The organism is Kitasatospora sp. NPDC038210 (genome assembly GCF_055600605.1).
Window position 1 is genome coordinate 15,801 of sequence record NZ_JBVJYK010000024.1, and the last position, 15,535, is coordinate 31,335.

The following is a 15,535-nucleotide window of genomic DNA, read 5'->3' on the forward strand; positions in this document are numbered from 1 at the left end:
GGCCCGGGCCGCTCCCACATGCGGTCCGGGCCTGCGGACGTTTCCGCGCCCCTTTTACGAGCCGGCGGTGGCGGCTTCCAGGGTCGTCGCCATCACCGGGCTGGTGAAGGTGTTCGTGGCGTCTCCCGTGGACTCGTGGTACGAGCCCCACTTCAGGTAGTTGCGGTTGCCGTCCCAGGTGGTGCCCTTGAAGGTGCCCGAGCCGGTGGTGAAGGTCTGCTTCTTGCCGTCGAACCAGAAGTCGATCGTTCCGTCGGTGCGGCCCAGGCGGATCTTCAGCGCGTAGGAGTGCCACTGGCCGTTGGCCGTCGGCGCGGTCCACAGCGTGTGCGAGACGTGGTCGGTGTCCCACTCCTGGAGCCGGATGCGGCCGTTGGTCGCGTCGATCTCGATCGGGTGGTTGGCCGTGTCCGTGCTCGGGTCGCACTTCAGCTGGAAGACGTACCGGCTGTTGGCGTCCTTGATGTCCACCTTGGACGACCAGCCCAGGTAGAAGGTGTCACCGTTCTTCAGGTCGGGGCTCAGCGTCTCGCAGCGCTCCTGCCCGGCGGCCTGGTACGCCCGCCACACCTTGCCCTTGGCGGCGTCGTTCACGACCTTGAAGTTTCCCGAGGCGCACTGCACGGCGGCGAAGGAGGACGCCCCCTTGCTGGTGCTCGGGGTCCACAGGACCTGCCCCGCCGCGCTGCTGGGGGTCACCGAGGCCCAGGAGAGTGCGAGCACGGCGGCTGCCACGCTCCCGTAGGCGAGCTTGCGGCGGTCGGTCAGGTCGGACATGCCTCTCCCGGGGGTCGGACGGTCGGCGTGGGCGTACGCAGCGATTCGACCATCCGTCGGGCCCGCGAACCAGGCGGAAACACGGGCGGAAGTAGCCCCGGGGCCACTTCCGCCCGTGTTCTCGCGAGCCGTCAGCTGCCGCCCTCGGCGGCCTGCTCGTCGTAGGAGGAGGTGCCCTCGTCCAGCAGCGGCTCCTGCGTCTTGAGGTGGGCGGGGGCGAGCGCCCGCAGCGCGTGGTAGCCGGTGATGACCACCAGGGTGCCCAGGGCGATGCCGCTGAGGCTGAAGGTGTCGGTGAACTTCAGCGTCACGTTGCCGATGCCGATGATGATGCCCGCCGCGGCCGGCACCAGGTTGAGCGGATTGCGCAGGTCCACCCCGGACTTGGTCCAGATCTGCGCGCCGAGCAGGCCGATCATGCCGTACAGGATGACGGTGATGCCGCCCAGCACTCCGCCGGGGATCGCGGCGACGACGGCGCCGAACTTCGGGCAGATGCCGAACAGCAGGGCGAAGCAGGCCGCCGCCCAGTACGCGGCGGTGGAGTAGACCCGGGTCGCGGCCATCACGCCGATGTTCTCCGAGTACGTGGTGTTGGGCGGGCCGCCGACGGCGGTGGAGAGCATGGAGGCCACGCCGTCCGCCGAGATCGCGGTGCCCAGCTTGTCGTCCAGGTTCGCGCCCGTCATCTCGCCGACGGCCTTGACGTGTCCGGCGTTCTCCGCGACCAGCGCGATCACCACGGGCAGTGCGACCAGGATCGCGGACCACTGGAAGGACGGGCCGTGCAGGGTGGGCAGGCCGACCCAGTCCGCCTTGCCGACGCCCGACAGGTCCAGCCGCCAGTGGTCGGTCAGGTGGCCGCTCGCGTCCACCGAGTGGATCTTCCCGAAGACCCGGTCGAACAGCCAGGAGATCCCGTACCCGAAGACCAGGCCCAGGAAGATCGCGACCCGCGACCAGAAGCCGCGCAGGCCCACCACGGCCAGCCCGGTGAAGAGCATCACCAGCAGCGCCGTCCACTGGTCCTGCGGCCAGTACACCGACGCCGTCACCGGGGCCAGGTTGAAGCCGATCAGCATGACCACCGCGCCGGTGACGATCGGCGGCATCGCCGCGTGGATGATCCGCGCCCCGAACCGCTGGACCGCCAGGCCCACCAGGAACAGCGCCGCGCCCACCACGAACACCGCGCCGGTCACCGTCGCGCTGGTGCCGCCCTGCGCCCGGATCACCGCGGCGACGCCCACGAAGGACAGCGAGCAGCCCAGGTAGCTGGGCACCCGGCCGCGGGTGGCCAGCAGGAAGATCACGGTCGCCACGCCGGACATCATGATCGCGAGGTTCGGGTCGAGCCCCATCAGCACGGGTGCCACGAAGCTGGCCCCGAACATCGCCACCACGTGCTGGGCGCCCAGTCCTGCGGTACGGGGCCAGGAGAGCCGTTCGTCGGGGCGGACCACCGCCCCCGGTGCGGGCGTGCGCCCGTCACCGTGCAGCTTCCAGCGCACGCCGAGATCCATGATGAGGTATCGCTTTCTCTGTACTTCCGGGTATTGGTCCGCACCATTCTGGTGGCCGCCGGGTGTTCCGCCGAATCGCCGCGTCCCGTCCACGCGTTCCAGGGGACCGGCATCATGCCTGGTCAGGGCCTGCCCGGGCGTTCCAGCGTCCCGGACTGCCCGGGACCGCTGGCGGCCGGGACGGATCACCGCGCACGCTTCGGTCATCCGGTGGGCGGTGTCCCGCCGCCCGGGCGGCACCCGTGATCGACATGTCGCCCGCTGTCATATGCTTGTCACATTGAATGAGGGGCGGGTCTTGGATTTCCGACTGCTGGGCTCGGTGGCCGCGGTGGCCCCGGACGGCCGGGAGCTGCCGACCGGGTCGGCCAAGCGCCGCAGCCTGCTGGCCATGCTGCTGCTGAACCCCGGCGCGCCGGTCACCGTCGACCGCCTCACCGAGACCCTCTGGGACGAGGAACCGCCCCGGCACTCACGCACCGTCATCCACAACCACATCTCGGGCCTGCGCGCCCTGTTCGCCGCGCACGGCGCGCCCGACGGCGGCGTCGAACTGGTCACCGACGGCGGCGCCTACCAGCTGCGGGTGCCCGAACTCGCGGTGGACACCGCCCGCTTCGAACACCTCCTGCGCTCCGCCCGGTCGACCCCCGACACCGCCGACGCGGTCGCCGCGCTCCAGGAGGCACTCGCGCTGTGGCGAGGACCCGCACTCGCCGGCACCGCCCCCAGCGTCCCGCTGCAGTGCGCCGCGCACGCCCTGGAGGAACTGCGCCTCGCCGCCGTCGAGGAACTGGCCCGCGCTCACGGCCGGCTCGGCGACCACGGCGCGGCGGCCGGCGTGCTGTCCACCGAGGCCACCATGAACCCGCTGCGCGAGCCGCTGGTCGCCGCGCTCGTCCTGGCGCTCGGCCGTGCCGGGCGGCGCTCGGAGGCGCTCGACTGGTTCCACCGCACCCGCCGGGCCCTGGCCGAGGAACTGGGCATCGACCCCGGCCCCGAACTCGTCGAGGCCTACGACGCCCTGCTGCGCACCGACGCCGCCGCCCTGCGGCCCGGCCGGGTTCCGCCGCCGCGGGTGCCCACCGTCGGCGGCCCGCCCTGCGCCGACACCCCGGCGCCCGCACCCGCCCCGGCGCCCGCACACGGCACCGCCGCACCCGCCCCGGTCGCCGCCGCACCCGCCCCGGTCACGCCGCCCGTCCCCGTCCCCGCCGCCGCCGGGCCGGCCCCCGCGCCCCGCCCGCCGCGCGCCACGCCCTGGCCCTTCCCCCGCCGCCCGCGCGGCTTCTCCGGCCGGGAGGACGAACTGGCCGCGCTCGACCGGGCCACCGCCGGCCCCGGCGCGATCGCCGTCGTGACCGGCGGCGCCGGGGTCGGCAAGACCACCCTCGCCCTGTACTGGGCCCACCGCCGCCAAGGCGACTTCCCCGACGGCCGGCTGTTCGTCGACCTGTGCGGCCACAGCCCGCTGCCCGAACGCTCCACCCCCGCCGTCCTGCGCGAACTGCTGCTCGGCCTCGGCCTGCCCGCCGAGCAGATGCCCGCGACCCCCGAGGCCCTGGCCGCCCGCTACCGCGAACTGACCGCCGAGCGCAGGATGCTCATCGTCCTGGACAACGCCCGCCGCTCCGACCAGGTCCGCCCGCTGCTGCCCGACGGCGACGGCTGCATCACCCTGGTCACCAGCCGCGACCGGCTCGGCGGCCTGGTCGCCTCCGACGCCGCCCGCCCCGTCCCGCTCGCCGAACTGTCACCGCCGCAGGCCGTCACCCTGCTCGCCGCCACCCTCGGCGCCGACCTGGTCGCCGCCGAACCCGAAGCCGCCGCCCGCCTGGCCGGCCTGTGCGACGGCCTGCCGCTCGCCCTGCGCCTGGCCGCCGCCCGCGTCGCCACCGGCCCGGCCCGCGACCTGGCCGGCCTCGCCGACGAACTGGCCGACGAACAGGGCCGGCTGGGCATCCTCGACATCGAGGACACCAGCGTCGCCGCCGCCCTCGCCCTCACCGTCCAGCACCTGCCCGGCTCCGCCCGCCGGATGTTCCACCGCCTCGGCACCCACACCGGCACCACCCTCGACAGCCGCACCGCCGCGGCCCTCGCCGACTGCAGCCCCGCCGAAGCCTCCGGCGCCCTCGGCCGGCTCGCCACCGCCCACCTCCTCGTCGAGATCGGCCGCGACGCCTACGCCCTCCACGACCTCGTCCGCCTCTACGCCCGCAGCCTGCCCGGCGACGTCGACGACGAGGTGCTGCCGCGCCTGCTCGACCACCTGCTGAACACCCTGGTCGCCGCCTGCGACGCCGCCGAACCGGGCAGCGAACCCTGCTGCACCCTGCCGCCCGGCACCCGGCGCCCCGCCGACGTCCGCCCCTTCCCGGACCGCGCGAGCGCGCTCGCCTGGTACGCCGCCGAGCGCGACACCCTGCGCGGCGCGGTCGAGGCGGCGGTCGCGGCCGGACTGCACGACCGGGCCTGGCGCCTGGTCCTGCTGCAGTGGCCGCTGATCGTGTGGCAGGTCCGGGACGGCTGGGTGCCGCTGCTCGAACACGGCCTGGCCGCCGCCGAGGCCGACGACGACCCGGCCGCCCAGTCCCGCGCCCGCGCCCTGCTCGGCTGGGTCCTGCTGGAGGAGGGCCGCCACGAGCAGGCCCTCGTCCACCTGGAACGCGCCCCCGACCTCGCCGCCCGGGCCGGCGACGGCACCGCCCAGGCCGTCGCCCTGATGAACCTGGCCGTCGCCCTCGGCCGCTACGGTCCCAACGCGCGGGTCCGCGGCCTGCTGGTGCGCGCCCTCTCGCTGTCCGAGCGGGCCGGGCGCGCGGACCTGGTCGCCCTCGCCCGCCAGCACCTCGCCCAGGAGTGCCTGAGCGCCGGCGCCCCCGAGGACGCCGCCCACCACGCCGCCCGCGGCCTGGCCGTCGCCGAACCGCCCTTCCCCGCCGCCCGCCGCGTCCTGCTGCAGACCCTCTACGGCCGCGCCCTCGCCGCCACCGGCCACCCGGAGGAAGCCGCCCTCCACCTCGAAGCCGCCGTCCGCGCCGCCCGCACCCACCAGTACGGCGAGGGCGAGGCGGGCGCCCTGGCGGCCCTGCGGGCCCTCCCGGCCACGGCGGCCCCCGGGGCCGCGGCGACGGCCACGCCGGCGCGGGCCACGGCCACGGTGACGGCCACGGCCGGGGTGTACGGCCGGGGGCCCTGCTGACCCCGGCCGGGCGCGGCGCGCGTCCCCGGCCGGCGGCGGGTCAGGCGCCGAGGAGGCCGGTGACCAGCCGGCCGGCGTACGCGGCGTCGAGCCCGGCCGGGCGGAAGAGGATCCGGTACATCAACGGGGCGACGACGCGGTCCATCGCCTCCTCGACCCCGGGCGGCTGCTCCCCGCGTTCGCGGGCGCGGGCGAACACGGTGTCGAGCTGGTCGGCGGCGTAGGCCGAGCACCGGCCGGCGTTGCCGCCGTCGGGGTCGCCGAGCAGGGCGTCGCGTACGTAGGCGCGGCCCGCGGGGGAGGCCATCTCGTCGAGGAACTGCTCGGCCCAGGCCGTCAGGTCGCGCCGCAGGTCGCCGTGGTCCGCCGGCGCGGTGTCGGGCCGCAGGCGCTCCACCGCGACGTCCGACAGCAGCTCCTGCAGGTCGCCCCAGCGGCGGTAGACCGTCGAGGGGGTGACCCCGGCCCGCTGGGCGACCATCGGCACCGTCAGCCCGTCCCGGCCCGCCTCCGCCAGCAGCTCGCGCACGGCGGTGTGCACCGCCGCCTGGACCCGGGCGCTGCGCCCGCCGGGGCGCACCATCTGCCTGCCACTCATGGGGCCATCTTAAAGCGCAGCCGTTGCGTTTAGCCCGGTCCGGCGCCACCCCGGCCCGGGTCCGGCCCGGTTCCCGCTGCCCGGCTCTCCCCGCCCGGCTCTCCCCGCCCGGCCCGGTTCCCGCGGCCCAGCCCGCCCCCGCCCGTCAGTCGGCCGCCGGGGCGAGGGTGCGGACCGGGCGGGTGCGCTCGTGGGCTTGGGCGACCCGCAGCAGGGTGCGTTCGCCCAGGGGGCGGGCGAGCAGCTGCATGCCGACCGGCAGGCCGGCCGGGTCGTGGCCGACGGGCAGGGACAGGGCGGGTGTGCCGGTGATGTTGGCGGGGGCGGACAGCCGGACGTAGGCGTCGGGGACGCTCTCGGTGGTGCCGTCGGGCCACTCGACGCTCTCCTGGCCGGCCGGCACGGCGGTCATCGGGACGGCCGGGGCGGCGATCACGTCGACCTGCTCCCACAGCCGCGCCCACTCCTGCCGCATGAGGGTCCGGGCGCGCTGGGCGCGCAGGTGGTCGGTGGCGCTCATCAGTGCCCCGGCCTCCAGCAGGACGCGGACGTCCTCCCCGTAGCGTTCGGGCGCCGAGCGCAGGGCGGCCTCGTGGTAGGCGGTCGCCTCGGGGACCATCAGGCCCCAGTGGGTGGCCCGGATGTAGCGGGTGAGCGGGATGTCGACCGGGACGAGCGTGGCGCCGAGCTCCTCCAGGTGTCCGACGGCCCGGCGGACGGCGTTCTCCACCGGCTCGGTGACGCGGTCGAAGTAGTAGGTGCGCGGCACGCCGACGCGGAGGCCGGTCAGGTCGTCGTCCGGGTGGGGCCGGAGGTCGGGGGCGGGGACGTCGAGCGAGGCGGGGTCGCGCGGGTCGTGGCCGGCCAGGGCGGCCAGCACGAGGGCGGCGTCCTCGGCGGTGCGGGTGAGCGGTCCGACGTGGTCCAGCGACCAGGACAGCGGGGTGACGCCGTGGCGGGGGACCAGCCCGTAGGTGGGCTTGAGGCCGACGACGCCGTTGAGCGCGGCGGGCACCCGGATCGACCCGCCGGTGTCGGTGCCCAGGGTGAAGGGTGCCGCGCCCGCGGCCACGGCGGCCGCCGAGCCGCCGCTGGAGCCGCCGGCGATCCGCTCGCGGTCCCAGGCGTTGCGGGTCCGCGGGGTGACCAGGCCGTACGCGAACTCGTGGGTGTGGGTCTTGCCGACGAGGACGGCGCCGGCCGCCGCGAGCCGGGCGGTCACGGTGGCGTCGGCCTCCGCGCGGTGGCCCTCGCGGACCAGGGAGCCGGCCCCGGTGGCCAGGCCCGCGACGTCGACCAGGTCCTTCAGGGCGACCGGGACGCCGTGCAGCGGCCCGCGCGGCCCGCTGCGGGCGATCTCCCGTTCCGCCTCGCGTGCCCCCTCGCGCGCCCGCTCGGCGGTGACCTCGGCGTAGGCGCCGAGGCCGGGCTCGACGCGCTCGATGCGGTCGAGGACCGACTCCACCAGGTCGACGGGGGACAGGCGCCGGGCGCCGATCTCCCGTGCGGCGGCGGCCAGCGACAGCTCGTACGGCCGCATCACGCCACCTCCGTGCCGTGGGCGGGCACCGCGCGGTAGGCGGCGGCCGGCGGGGTGTCCGCGAGGTCCAGCTCCTGCAGGACGGCGACCACCGAGCGGATGTGCTCGGCGGTGGCCGCGACCGCGGCGTGCCGGTCGGCGGGCAGCGGGACGCCGGCGCGGGCGGCCTGGCGGGCCGCCTCCGGCGGGGTGAGGTCGTCGGCGGGCATGGGTCCTCCCCTTACAAAAGCTAACGGTTTGCTTTAGGCGACTGTAGGTTCTACCGTCTTCCTAACGCAAACACGTTGCGTTTAGATCGGTCCGGCCCCGGCCGCCGCCCGCACCGAAGGAGCAGCCCATGTCCGCCCCCGCCGCCACCCCCGCTCCCGCCTCCGCCCCGGCCTGGACCGTCGGCGACATCACCGTCCACCGCATCGACGAGATCGCCCTGCCCCGCGAGACCGGCCCCTGGCTCCTGCCCGACGCCACCCCCGAGCTGGTGACCGGTCAGGACTGGCTGCACCCCCACTTCGCCGACCCGGACGGCACGCTGCGCCTGGCCAGCCACACCTTCGCGTTCACCGCGGGCGGCCTGCGCGTCCTCGTCGACACCGGCATCGGCAACGGCAAGCAGCGCGCCAACCCCGCCTGGCACGACCTGGACACCGACTACGAGCAGCGCCTGGCCGCCGCCGGCTTCCCCGCCGACGCCGTCGACCTGGTGATCCTCACCCACCTGCACGCCGACCACGTCGGCTGGAACACCCGCAGCGTGGACGGCCGCTGGGTCCCCACCTTCCCCGGCGCCCGCTACCTCACCTCCCGCACCGAGCGGGAGTTCTGGGCCGGGTACCCGATGGAGGACGCGCGCCGGCAGATGTTCGAGGACTCCGTCCTCCCGGTCGAGCAGGCCGGCCTGCTCGACCTCCTCGACGTCCCCGCCGAGGGCCTCACCGTCGCCCCGGGCCTGCGCCTGCTGCCCACCCCCGGCCACACCCCGGGCCACGTCGCCGTCGAGCTGACCAGCCGCGGCCGCACCGCGCTGATCACCGGCGACTGCGTGCACCACCCCGTCCAGCTCGCCCACCCCGCCGTCGGCGCCTGCGTCGACATCGACCCCGAGCGCTCCCGGGCCACCCGCCACGACCTGCTCGCCTCGCTCGCCGACACCGGGACCCTCCTGCTGGGCACCCACTTCGCCCCGCCCACCGCCGGCCGCGTCCGCACCCACGGCGACGCCTACCGCCTGGAGTCCGTCCCCGCGGCCTGAGCCGCACCGCCGCCGGACCGGTCCCGCGCGGCCGGTAGAACGCCCCGCTGCAAGGGAAATGACGTCGCATCAGTGACGGCGCGGCGTCACCGTGCCCGAACGGTTCGTCCCCGCCGCCTCGCCCGCCCCGCCCGACCGAGGGAGCCGCGATGACCGTGCCGCCGCAGCCGGACCGACCGAGCGAACTGCTGGAGCTCTACAAGCTCGCCGTGGAGATGGCCGACCGCGTCTCGGCCCGCCGGGGCACCGCGAACACCTTCTTCCTGTCCGTGCAGACCGCCCTGGTCACCCTGATCGGATTCGGCATACCCCGGCTCTCCGAGTCCCCGTGGTGGGTGCCGACGGCCGTGGCGCTGGCCGGCATCACCCTCTCCGTCGCCTGGTGGATGCAGCTGCGCAGCTACCGGGACCTCAACGCCGCCAAGTTCAAGGTCATCAACGCCCTGGAGGACGAACTCGCGGCGCGGATCTACACCGACGAGTGGGACACCCTCAGGAACGCCTCCCGCCGCGGCCGTTGGCGCAAGCACTACACCGAACTCGGCACCACCGAGCGGGCCGTGCCGGTCGTCTTCGCGGCGGCCCACCTGATCCTCCTCACCGGCACGCTGGTCAGCGGCACACTGTCCCCATGAGTCACCTCGACCCGATCGCCGACCTGATCCGCGACTGCCTGCCCACGGAGGCGAGACCTCCCGCGGGCTCCGACGACCTGTTCCGCATCTACGCCGTCCTGCTCCAGGCCAAGGGGGAAGCGGTCACCGACGAGGACGTCCACAACGCCTGGACCGCCTGGACCCAGGCCACCGACGACACCCACCGGGCCCTGGTGCCCTTCGACGAACTCGACGCCCCCACCCGCGCCCTCGACACCCCGTACACGCTGGCCATCCGGACCGCCGCCCGCAAGCTCCACCACCCCACGGCCTGACGGCGTCCGGGAGCGCGGCAGGTACGTACCAGTGGGTACGGCGCCGGGGCGGGCGGTTCGCCGACCACCCGCCCGGCTCCCGGACGGGTTTCACGAAACCTCCACCCCGGGAGGCCGCATCGATCGCCGGGCACCGGGTATCCGGGGCGTTCGACCGTGCCGACACGAGGAAGGGAATCCGATGGTCACGCCCACTGGTGAACTGCCCGTTTCCGCCGATCCGTCGACGGGCGCCCCGTCGTCCCGTCCGGCCGTGCCCGACGCGGGGCCACGGGACCTGCTGCCGCCGCAACTCGCCGCGGTCGACGACCCGCGGCAGATCGCCCCGGCCGACGCGCGGGAGCTCACCCGGGTGCTGCTGCGCCGCCTCGCCGCCCTGGAGGAGGGGACGCGCGAGTACTCCTACGTCCGCGCCACCCTGGTGGAGATGAACCTGTCCCTGGTGCGGTTCGCGATCCGCCGCTTCCACACGCACCGCGAGCCCCAGGAGGACCTGCTGCAGGTCGGCGCGGTCGGTCTGATCAAGGCCATCGACCGCTTCGACCCCGGCCTGGGCGTCGAGTTCACCACCTTCGCCGTGCCGACCGTCCTCGGCGAGATCCGCCGCCACTTCCGCGACACCACCTGGGCCGTCCACGTCCCGCGCCGCCTCCAGGAACTGCGCATCACCCTGGCCCGGGCCCAGGAGGACCTGGCGCAGGAGCTGGACCGCGCACCCACCGTGGCCGAACTCGCCGACCGCCTGGGACTCTCCCCGGAGGAGGTGGTCGAGGGCATGACCGCCGCCAACGCGCACACCGCGGGCTCCCTGGACACCGGCACGGAGGACGACGACCGCCCCGGCCCCCTGGGCGAGCGCCTCGGCGAGGACGACCGGGACCTCGCCCTCGTCGAGGACCTGGTAGCGCTCAAACCGCTGGTCGCCGCGCTGCCCGAGCGCGAACGCCGCATCCTGTCGATGCGCTTCTGCGAGGACCTGACGCAGTCCCAGATCGGCGAACGCCTCGGGCTGTCCCAGATGCACGTCTCCCGGCTGCTGAGCCGCACCCTGCGACGCCTGCGCGAGGGCCTGGAGGACTCCTGACCGTGCGCCGCGGGGAAACCGCCCGGAGCGGGGCCGGTTCACGCCCCCCTGCTTGGCCGACGGGCGCGACCTCCCTAAGGTCGGAGGGCACGGACATGGAGGGGACGACGATGATGCCATCCGACGACGACCGGCGGGACACCGTGCTGGCGGCCGCCGCGCCCCGGACGGAGCCCGCGGTGCGGACCCGCCCCGGCGCCGGCGGCGCGCTGGTGTGCGCACTGGAGGGCGACCTCGACATCGAGACGCTCGCGCCGGCCGCCGACGCGCTCACCGCCCTGGTCGCACAACGCCCCCGGGCGCTGGTGATCGACCTCGCGCAGGTGGGCTTCTGCGACTCCTCCGGCCTGAACCTGCTGCTCAAGACCCGCCTCGCGGCGGGGGAGGAGGGGGTGGCCCTGCACCTGGCCGCGGTGTCCCCCACCGTCATGCGGGTGCTCGAACTGACCGGCGCCCGGGCGGTGTTCTCCCTGCACCCGTCGGTCGAAGCGGCCCTGACGGCCTGAGCCCGGCAGGCCCGGGCCCCCTGCGGCCGGTCCCGCGCGGGCCGCGCCGTTCGGACCCGGCCCGGGCCCGGGCCGGTGCATAATCCCGAAAGCGCCGGGAAACCGACCAAGCGACAACCGCCGTCGATCCGAAGGGGTGCCCTCACATGACGATGAGCCGGGGAACCCTGGACGGTGATCCGCACCGGACCGGGCCCGCGCTGCCCCCCGGCGGCCAGCGCCGGCGGCTGACCCTGGCCGGGCTCCCCAAGCCGGTCGCCCGCGCCAGGACGTTCACCCTGGACGCCCTCGGCGACTGGTACGGCCCCGCCGCCGAGCCGGACGCCCGCGACGGCGTCGCCGCGGACGTCGTCCTGCTGGTGGCCGAACTCGTGGCCAACGCCATGCTGCACGGCGACGGCCCGCTGGAACTGGTCCTGGACGCCGCCGCGGACCGGCTGCGGATCGAGGTCAGCGACCGCAGCCCGGCCATGCCCGCCCCGCGCCTGCCGCACCAGCCGGCCCTGCCCGGTGGCCACGGCCTGGTCATCGTGCAGCGGATCGCCGACCGCTGGGGCGCCGAACCGCACAGTCAGGGCAAGGCGATCTGGGCCGAGTTCGACGCCGCCCGCCTGACCGGCGACTGACCGGCGCCTGACCGGGCCCGCCACCACCACCCGTACGGCGACGGGCCCGGCGAGGGGGGTTCCCCGCCGGGCCCGTCGCCGTACGTGGTGGCGCCGACGGCCGGACGCGCGGTCAGAGGATGCGGCCGTTGCCGTAGAACGGGCCGTAGTAGAGCCCGTACCGGTCACGGACGTCGATCTCCGCCTCGGCCGTCGCGGCATCGAGGTCGGGGCTGTGGCGGATCTCCTCCTTGGTGAGGTCGACGTACACCCGCAGCTCCCCGATCTCGATGCGGGTGACGGTGCCGGCCGGCAGGAGCACCCGCCTGCCGAAGATCCAGGGGCCGGTGTCGACCACCAGGTACTGCGCGCCCACCTCCTCGGACAGCTTGTCCACCTTGCCGATCGGGCCGTCCTCGGCCTCCACGTGGAATCCGATGAGGTCGGTGCCCGCGGTGTGGCCGGAGGCGCTGCGGAACTCCCAGATGTCGACGTTCCCGCTCATGCCCTGCTCCCTTCCCTGTGCCTGCGTGCGTGCGTGCCTGCGTGCGTGTACGCGCGGTGCCCGCGTGCCCCGGAGCGCCGCTTCCATGCCGCCCGCCCGCGGACGGGCCCGACGGGACCGCGCCGACCGGACCGGGCCGACGGGACAGGAATGGCCGCGCGCCGTCGGGAAAAACGAGCGGGCGACCCCACGGCGGAAGGGAAGAACGGACGATGTGGTGGAGTCTGGTACGCCTGGTCCTCGCGGGCGCCGCGGCGCTCCTCGTCGCGTACGGCCTGGACCGGGTCGCGCAGTTCGCGGTGCGGCGGCTGGCCGCCCGCGGGAGCACCACCGGAGTGCCGCGGCTGGTGCGCCGGTGCCGGATGCCGATCCTGGCGCTGACGGCGTGCCTGCTCCTGCTCGGCGCCCTCCCGTGGGTCGCCGCGCCGCCCGCCGCCCGCGAGGGGCTGCGCCACCTGGCGGTGATCCTGGCCATCGCCGCAGGCGGCTGGCTGTGCGCCCGGGTGGTGGCGCTGCTCGCGGACGGCGCCCTCCGGCTCGCGGTGCACCGGCGCGACCCGGTGTGGGCCGGCCGCGCCCGCACCCAGGCCGACCTGCTCGGCCGGATCGGCCAGGCGATCGTCGCCCTGGTGACGCTGGGCGCGGTCCTGATGACCTTCCCGGCGGTGCGCGGCATCGGCACGAGCCTGCTCGCCTCGGCCGGTCTGGTCGGCGTGGTGGCCGGTGTGGCGGCCCAGAGCACGCTGGCCAACGTCTTCGCCGGGGTGCAGATGGCCTTCGGTGACCTGGCCCGGATCGGGGACGCGGTCGTGGTGGCGGGCGAGTGGGGCACGGTGGAGGAGATCACCCTGACGGCAGTGGTGATCGAGACCTGGGACCAGCGGCGGCTGGTGATGCCGATGTCGTACTTCGTCGGCCGCCCCTTCGAGAACTGGTCCCGCCGCTCCAGCCGGATCACCGGCACCGCGCTGCTCCACCTCGACCACCACGCCCCGGTCGCCCTGCTGCGGGAGGAGTTCGACGCGTTCCTGGCGAAGAACGAGCTGTGGGACGGCGAGGGCAGCGCCCTGCAGGTGGTCGACACCACCCCCACCACCATCGTGGTCAGGGTGCTCGCCACGGCGGCGAACGGTGCCGACGCCTTCGAGCTGCGCTGCGAGCTGCGCGAGCACCTGGTCGGCTTCCTGCGCGACCACCACCCGTACGCCCTGCCGCGCCTGCCCGTGGCGCAGGCGCCGGGCCGGTACCCGCAGGTCCCGGACCCCCGGGCCGCCGACGAGGCGCCCCGCCCGCCCCAGGACCGGCCCCGTCCTCCGCAGGACCCGCCCCGTCCTCCGCAGGGCCCGCCGTCCCGGCCGTGACCGCCGGTGCCCCCGGCGGTTGCCTCGACGGCTCGGTTCCCTCGGCGTGCCGCCCTCAGCGGCCCTGGACCGCGCGGGCGTCGCCGGTCAGCGCGTAGCGGCGGCAGGCCAGCAGCTCCTCGCAGGTGCTGCCGATCTCCTTGCCGAGCAGGTGCAGCACGCCCTCGGCGTCGCGGTCCGGGACGTAGCCCGGCGCGACCCGCAGGGCGAGCAGGCCCAGCTCCCGGAAGCCGCCCAGCAGCCGCTGCTGCGCGCCCAGGCCGCGGGCGACGACGGTGCGCCAGGCCTCGACGTCGTGGCCGTCGGGGCTCTGGACGGCCTGGAGGTCGACGGGCGGGACGTCCGGGCGGTCGCGCAGTTCGGTGACGGCGTCGGCGACGGCGGCGCCGACCAGGGCGGGCTCCGCCGGTGCGTCGCCGGCCTCGGCGCGCACCCGGGCCAGCCGCTCGGCGATCAGGTCGGAGAGCTCGGCCAGCCGGCCGCGCAGGTCGACGACCGCCTGGACGGACAGCACCGGCCAGGAGTCCCAGGTGTGCGCGAGCGAGGGCCCGGCTTCGCGCTCCACGGTCGCCTCGATCGCCCCGGCCACCGCCGCGAGGTCCAGCAGCCGGTAGGCCGTCGGCCGGGACAGGCCGAACTCGGCCATCGCGTAGGCGCCCCAGGAGGGGAAGCCGAGCGCCGTCCAGACCCGGCCGCCGTACGCGGCGTGCACCCGGTCGGTCAGCACCAGGGCGGCGGTGCGCGCATCCGCCACCGCCGCCCGCAGCTCCTCGGTCAGCCGCCGTGCCTCGGCCGCGCCGACCACGCGGTCCGGTCCGCTGCCTCGTCGTGTGCCCATGTGTCTTCTTGTGCCCGCTCCCGCAAGGGGCGAACCAGGACGCAACGGTACGAATCGCCCGCCCGGCCCCGCCGGTTGCCGCCCGCGACCGGCGGGGCCGCGGTCATCCGGCCGCGCCGGTGCTCTCGTCCGTGCTCCCGTCCGGGCCGGCCCCTGCCGTCGCCGCTGCCGCTGCCCCGGTGTCGGCCCCGGCGTCGGCGCCGGCGAGGAGGGTGTGCACGGTCGCGGCCATGGTGCGCCGTGCCTGTCCGACGTCCAGGCCGCAGCCGCGCCAGTGGTGCCAGGTGCTCCACGTGGTCACCGCGTCCAGGCCGTTGAGCAGGTCCGTGCGGGCGGGCTCGGGCAGTGGGTCGAGTTCCGCGGCGAAGACCTGGGTGAGCCGCAGGCGCGCGAAGTCCAGCATCTGCCGGACGGCCTCCTGGACCCTCGGCGAGGGGTTCTCCAGGCGCATGATGGCGAGCCTGGCCGGGGTGACGCCCTCCAGGATGCGCGCGCGCTGTTCGGTGAGCGCCGCCACGCGCACCTCGCGCGGCCCTTCGGTGGGCAACGGCCTGATCTGGGCAGCGAGTTGTTCCAGGCGCCGGTTGACGGCCACTTCGGCCAGCTCGGCCATGTCCGCGAAGTGGTGGAAGACCAGCCGGCGCGAGACGCCCGCCCGCTCGGCCACCTTGTCGGCGGGGAAGTGTGCCTGGTTCTCGTCGAGCAGCGACAGCACCGCGTCGGCGATCTTCTCGCGGGTCTGCCGTCCGCGTTCCGTGCGCCCGTCGGGGACGGGCGCGGCGGCCTCGGTCCGTTTCACGTAGGCCCCTCGAC

Annotated in this window: 16 protein-coding genes; 8 read left to right on the forward strand and 8 right to left on the reverse strand. The window is 75.5% G+C overall.

Features of this window, described 5'->3' with window-relative positions; all coding sequences use genetic code 11:
- Window positions 1-54 precede the first annotated feature (54 nt).
- The gene (locus ACZ7KX_RS33820) at window positions 55-777 is read right to left on the reverse strand and encodes a heparin lyase I family protein (protein ID WP_470329815.1); all 723 of its coding nucleotides are present in this window, start codon (window positions 775-777) and stop codon (window positions 55-57) included.
- A 131-nt stretch (window positions 778-908) separates the two neighbouring features.
- The gene (locus ACZ7KX_RS33825) at window positions 909-2,300 is read right to left on the reverse strand and encodes a uracil-xanthine permease family protein (RefSeq protein WP_470329816.1); all 1,392 of its coding nucleotides are present in this window, start codon (window positions 2,298-2,300) and stop codon (window positions 909-911) included.
- 298 nt (window positions 2,301-2,598) lie between these two features.
- Here ACZ7KX_RS33825 and ACZ7KX_RS33830 point away from each other — a divergent pair, with 298 nt between their 5' ends.
- Window positions 2,599-5,505, forward strand: coding sequence for an AfsR/SARP family transcriptional regulator (locus tag ACZ7KX_RS33830; RefSeq protein WP_470329817.1), 2,907 nt, complete (start codon window positions 2,599-2,601; stop codon window positions 5,503-5,505).
- 40 nt (window positions 5,506-5,545) lie between these two features.
- Here ACZ7KX_RS33830 and ACZ7KX_RS33835 read toward each other — a convergent pair whose 3' ends face one another.
- The 3 genes from ACZ7KX_RS33835 to ACZ7KX_RS33845 form a co-directional block, all read right to left on the reverse strand.
- A complete protein-coding gene (locus ACZ7KX_RS33835) occupies window positions 5,546-6,103 on the reverse strand; it encodes a TetR/AcrR family transcriptional regulator (protein WP_470329818.1) in 558 nt (185 codons plus the stop codon).
- A 145-nt stretch (window positions 6,104-6,248) separates the two neighbouring features.
- Complete coding sequence (locus tag ACZ7KX_RS33840; protein WP_470329819.1) at window positions 6,249-7,643, reverse strand: amidase; 1,395 nt, start codon at window positions 7,641-7,643, stop codon at window positions 6,249-6,251.
- Window positions 7,643-7,852, reverse strand: coding sequence for a hypothetical protein (locus tag ACZ7KX_RS33845; protein ID WP_470329820.1), 210 nt, complete (start codon window positions 7,850-7,852; stop codon window positions 7,643-7,645). The genes ACZ7KX_RS33840 and ACZ7KX_RS33845 overlap by 1 nt, the downstream gene beginning before the upstream one ends.
- 128 nt (window positions 7,853-7,980) lie before the next feature.
- Here ACZ7KX_RS33845 and ACZ7KX_RS33850 point away from each other — a divergent pair, with 128 nt between their 5' ends.
- From ACZ7KX_RS33850 to ACZ7KX_RS33875, 6 genes are all read left to right on the forward strand, one after another.
- Window positions 7,981-8,892: an MBL fold metallo-hydrolase gene (locus ACZ7KX_RS33850; protein WP_470329821.1), complete on the forward strand. Its 912-nt coding sequence runs from the start codon at window positions 7,981-7,983 to the stop codon at window positions 8,890-8,892.
- Between the two features lie 149 nt (window positions 8,893-9,041).
- Complete coding sequence (locus ACZ7KX_RS33855; protein WP_470329822.1) at window positions 9,042-9,527, forward strand: RipA family octameric membrane protein; 486 nt, start codon at window positions 9,042-9,044, stop codon at window positions 9,525-9,527.
- Complete coding sequence (locus ACZ7KX_RS33860; RefSeq protein WP_350519533.1) at window positions 9,524-9,823, forward strand: DUF7701 domain-containing protein; 300 nt, start codon at window positions 9,524-9,526, stop codon at window positions 9,821-9,823. The genes ACZ7KX_RS33855 and ACZ7KX_RS33860 overlap by 4 nt, the downstream gene beginning before the upstream one ends.
- A gap of 181 nt (window positions 9,824-10,004) precedes the next feature.
- A complete protein-coding gene (locus ACZ7KX_RS33865; RefSeq protein WP_470329823.1) occupies window positions 10,005-10,907 on the forward strand; it encodes a SigB/SigF/SigG family RNA polymerase sigma factor in 903 nt (300 codons plus the stop codon).
- A gap of 110 nt (window positions 10,908-11,017) precedes the next feature.
- Entirely contained in the window at window positions 11,018-11,413 is a 396-nt protein-coding gene (locus tag ACZ7KX_RS33870) for an STAS domain-containing protein (protein WP_470329824.1), read from the forward strand.
- Window positions 11,414-11,559: 146 nt separating this feature from the next.
- On the forward strand, window positions 11,560-12,039 hold the full coding sequence (locus ACZ7KX_RS33875; protein ID WP_470329825.1) for an ATP-binding protein: 480 nt from the start codon (window positions 11,560-11,562) through the stop codon (window positions 12,037-12,039).
- Between the two features lie 112 nt (window positions 12,040-12,151).
- Here the strand turns inward: ACZ7KX_RS33875 and ACZ7KX_RS33880 are convergent, their stop codons facing one another.
- On the reverse strand, window positions 12,152-12,523 hold the full coding sequence (locus ACZ7KX_RS33880; RefSeq protein ID WP_470329826.1) for a PRC-barrel domain-containing protein: 372 nt from the start codon (window positions 12,521-12,523) through the stop codon (window positions 12,152-12,154).
- Window positions 12,524-12,735: 212 nt separating this feature from the next.
- Here ACZ7KX_RS33880 and ACZ7KX_RS33885 point away from each other — a divergent pair, with 212 nt between their 5' ends.
- Window positions 12,736-13,884 carry a mechanosensitive ion channel family protein gene (locus ACZ7KX_RS33885; RefSeq protein WP_470329827.1) on the forward strand — a complete coding sequence of 383 codons (1,149 nt, stop codon included), beginning with the start codon at window positions 12,736-12,738 and terminating at the stop codon, window positions 13,882-13,884.
- A gap of 55 nt (window positions 13,885-13,939) precedes the next feature.
- On the opposite strand, the gene ACZ7KX_RS33890 is transcribed toward ACZ7KX_RS33885, so the two are convergent.
- Entirely contained in the window at window positions 13,940-14,722 is a 783-nt protein-coding gene (locus ACZ7KX_RS33890) for a hypothetical protein (protein ID WP_470329828.1), read from the reverse strand.
- Between the two features lie 103 nt (window positions 14,723-14,825).
- Complete coding sequence (locus tag ACZ7KX_RS33895) at window positions 14,826-15,521, reverse strand: TetR/AcrR family transcriptional regulator (protein ID WP_470329829.1); 696 nt, start codon at window positions 15,519-15,521, stop codon at window positions 14,826-14,828.
- Window positions 15,522-15,535 lie beyond the last annotated feature (14 nt).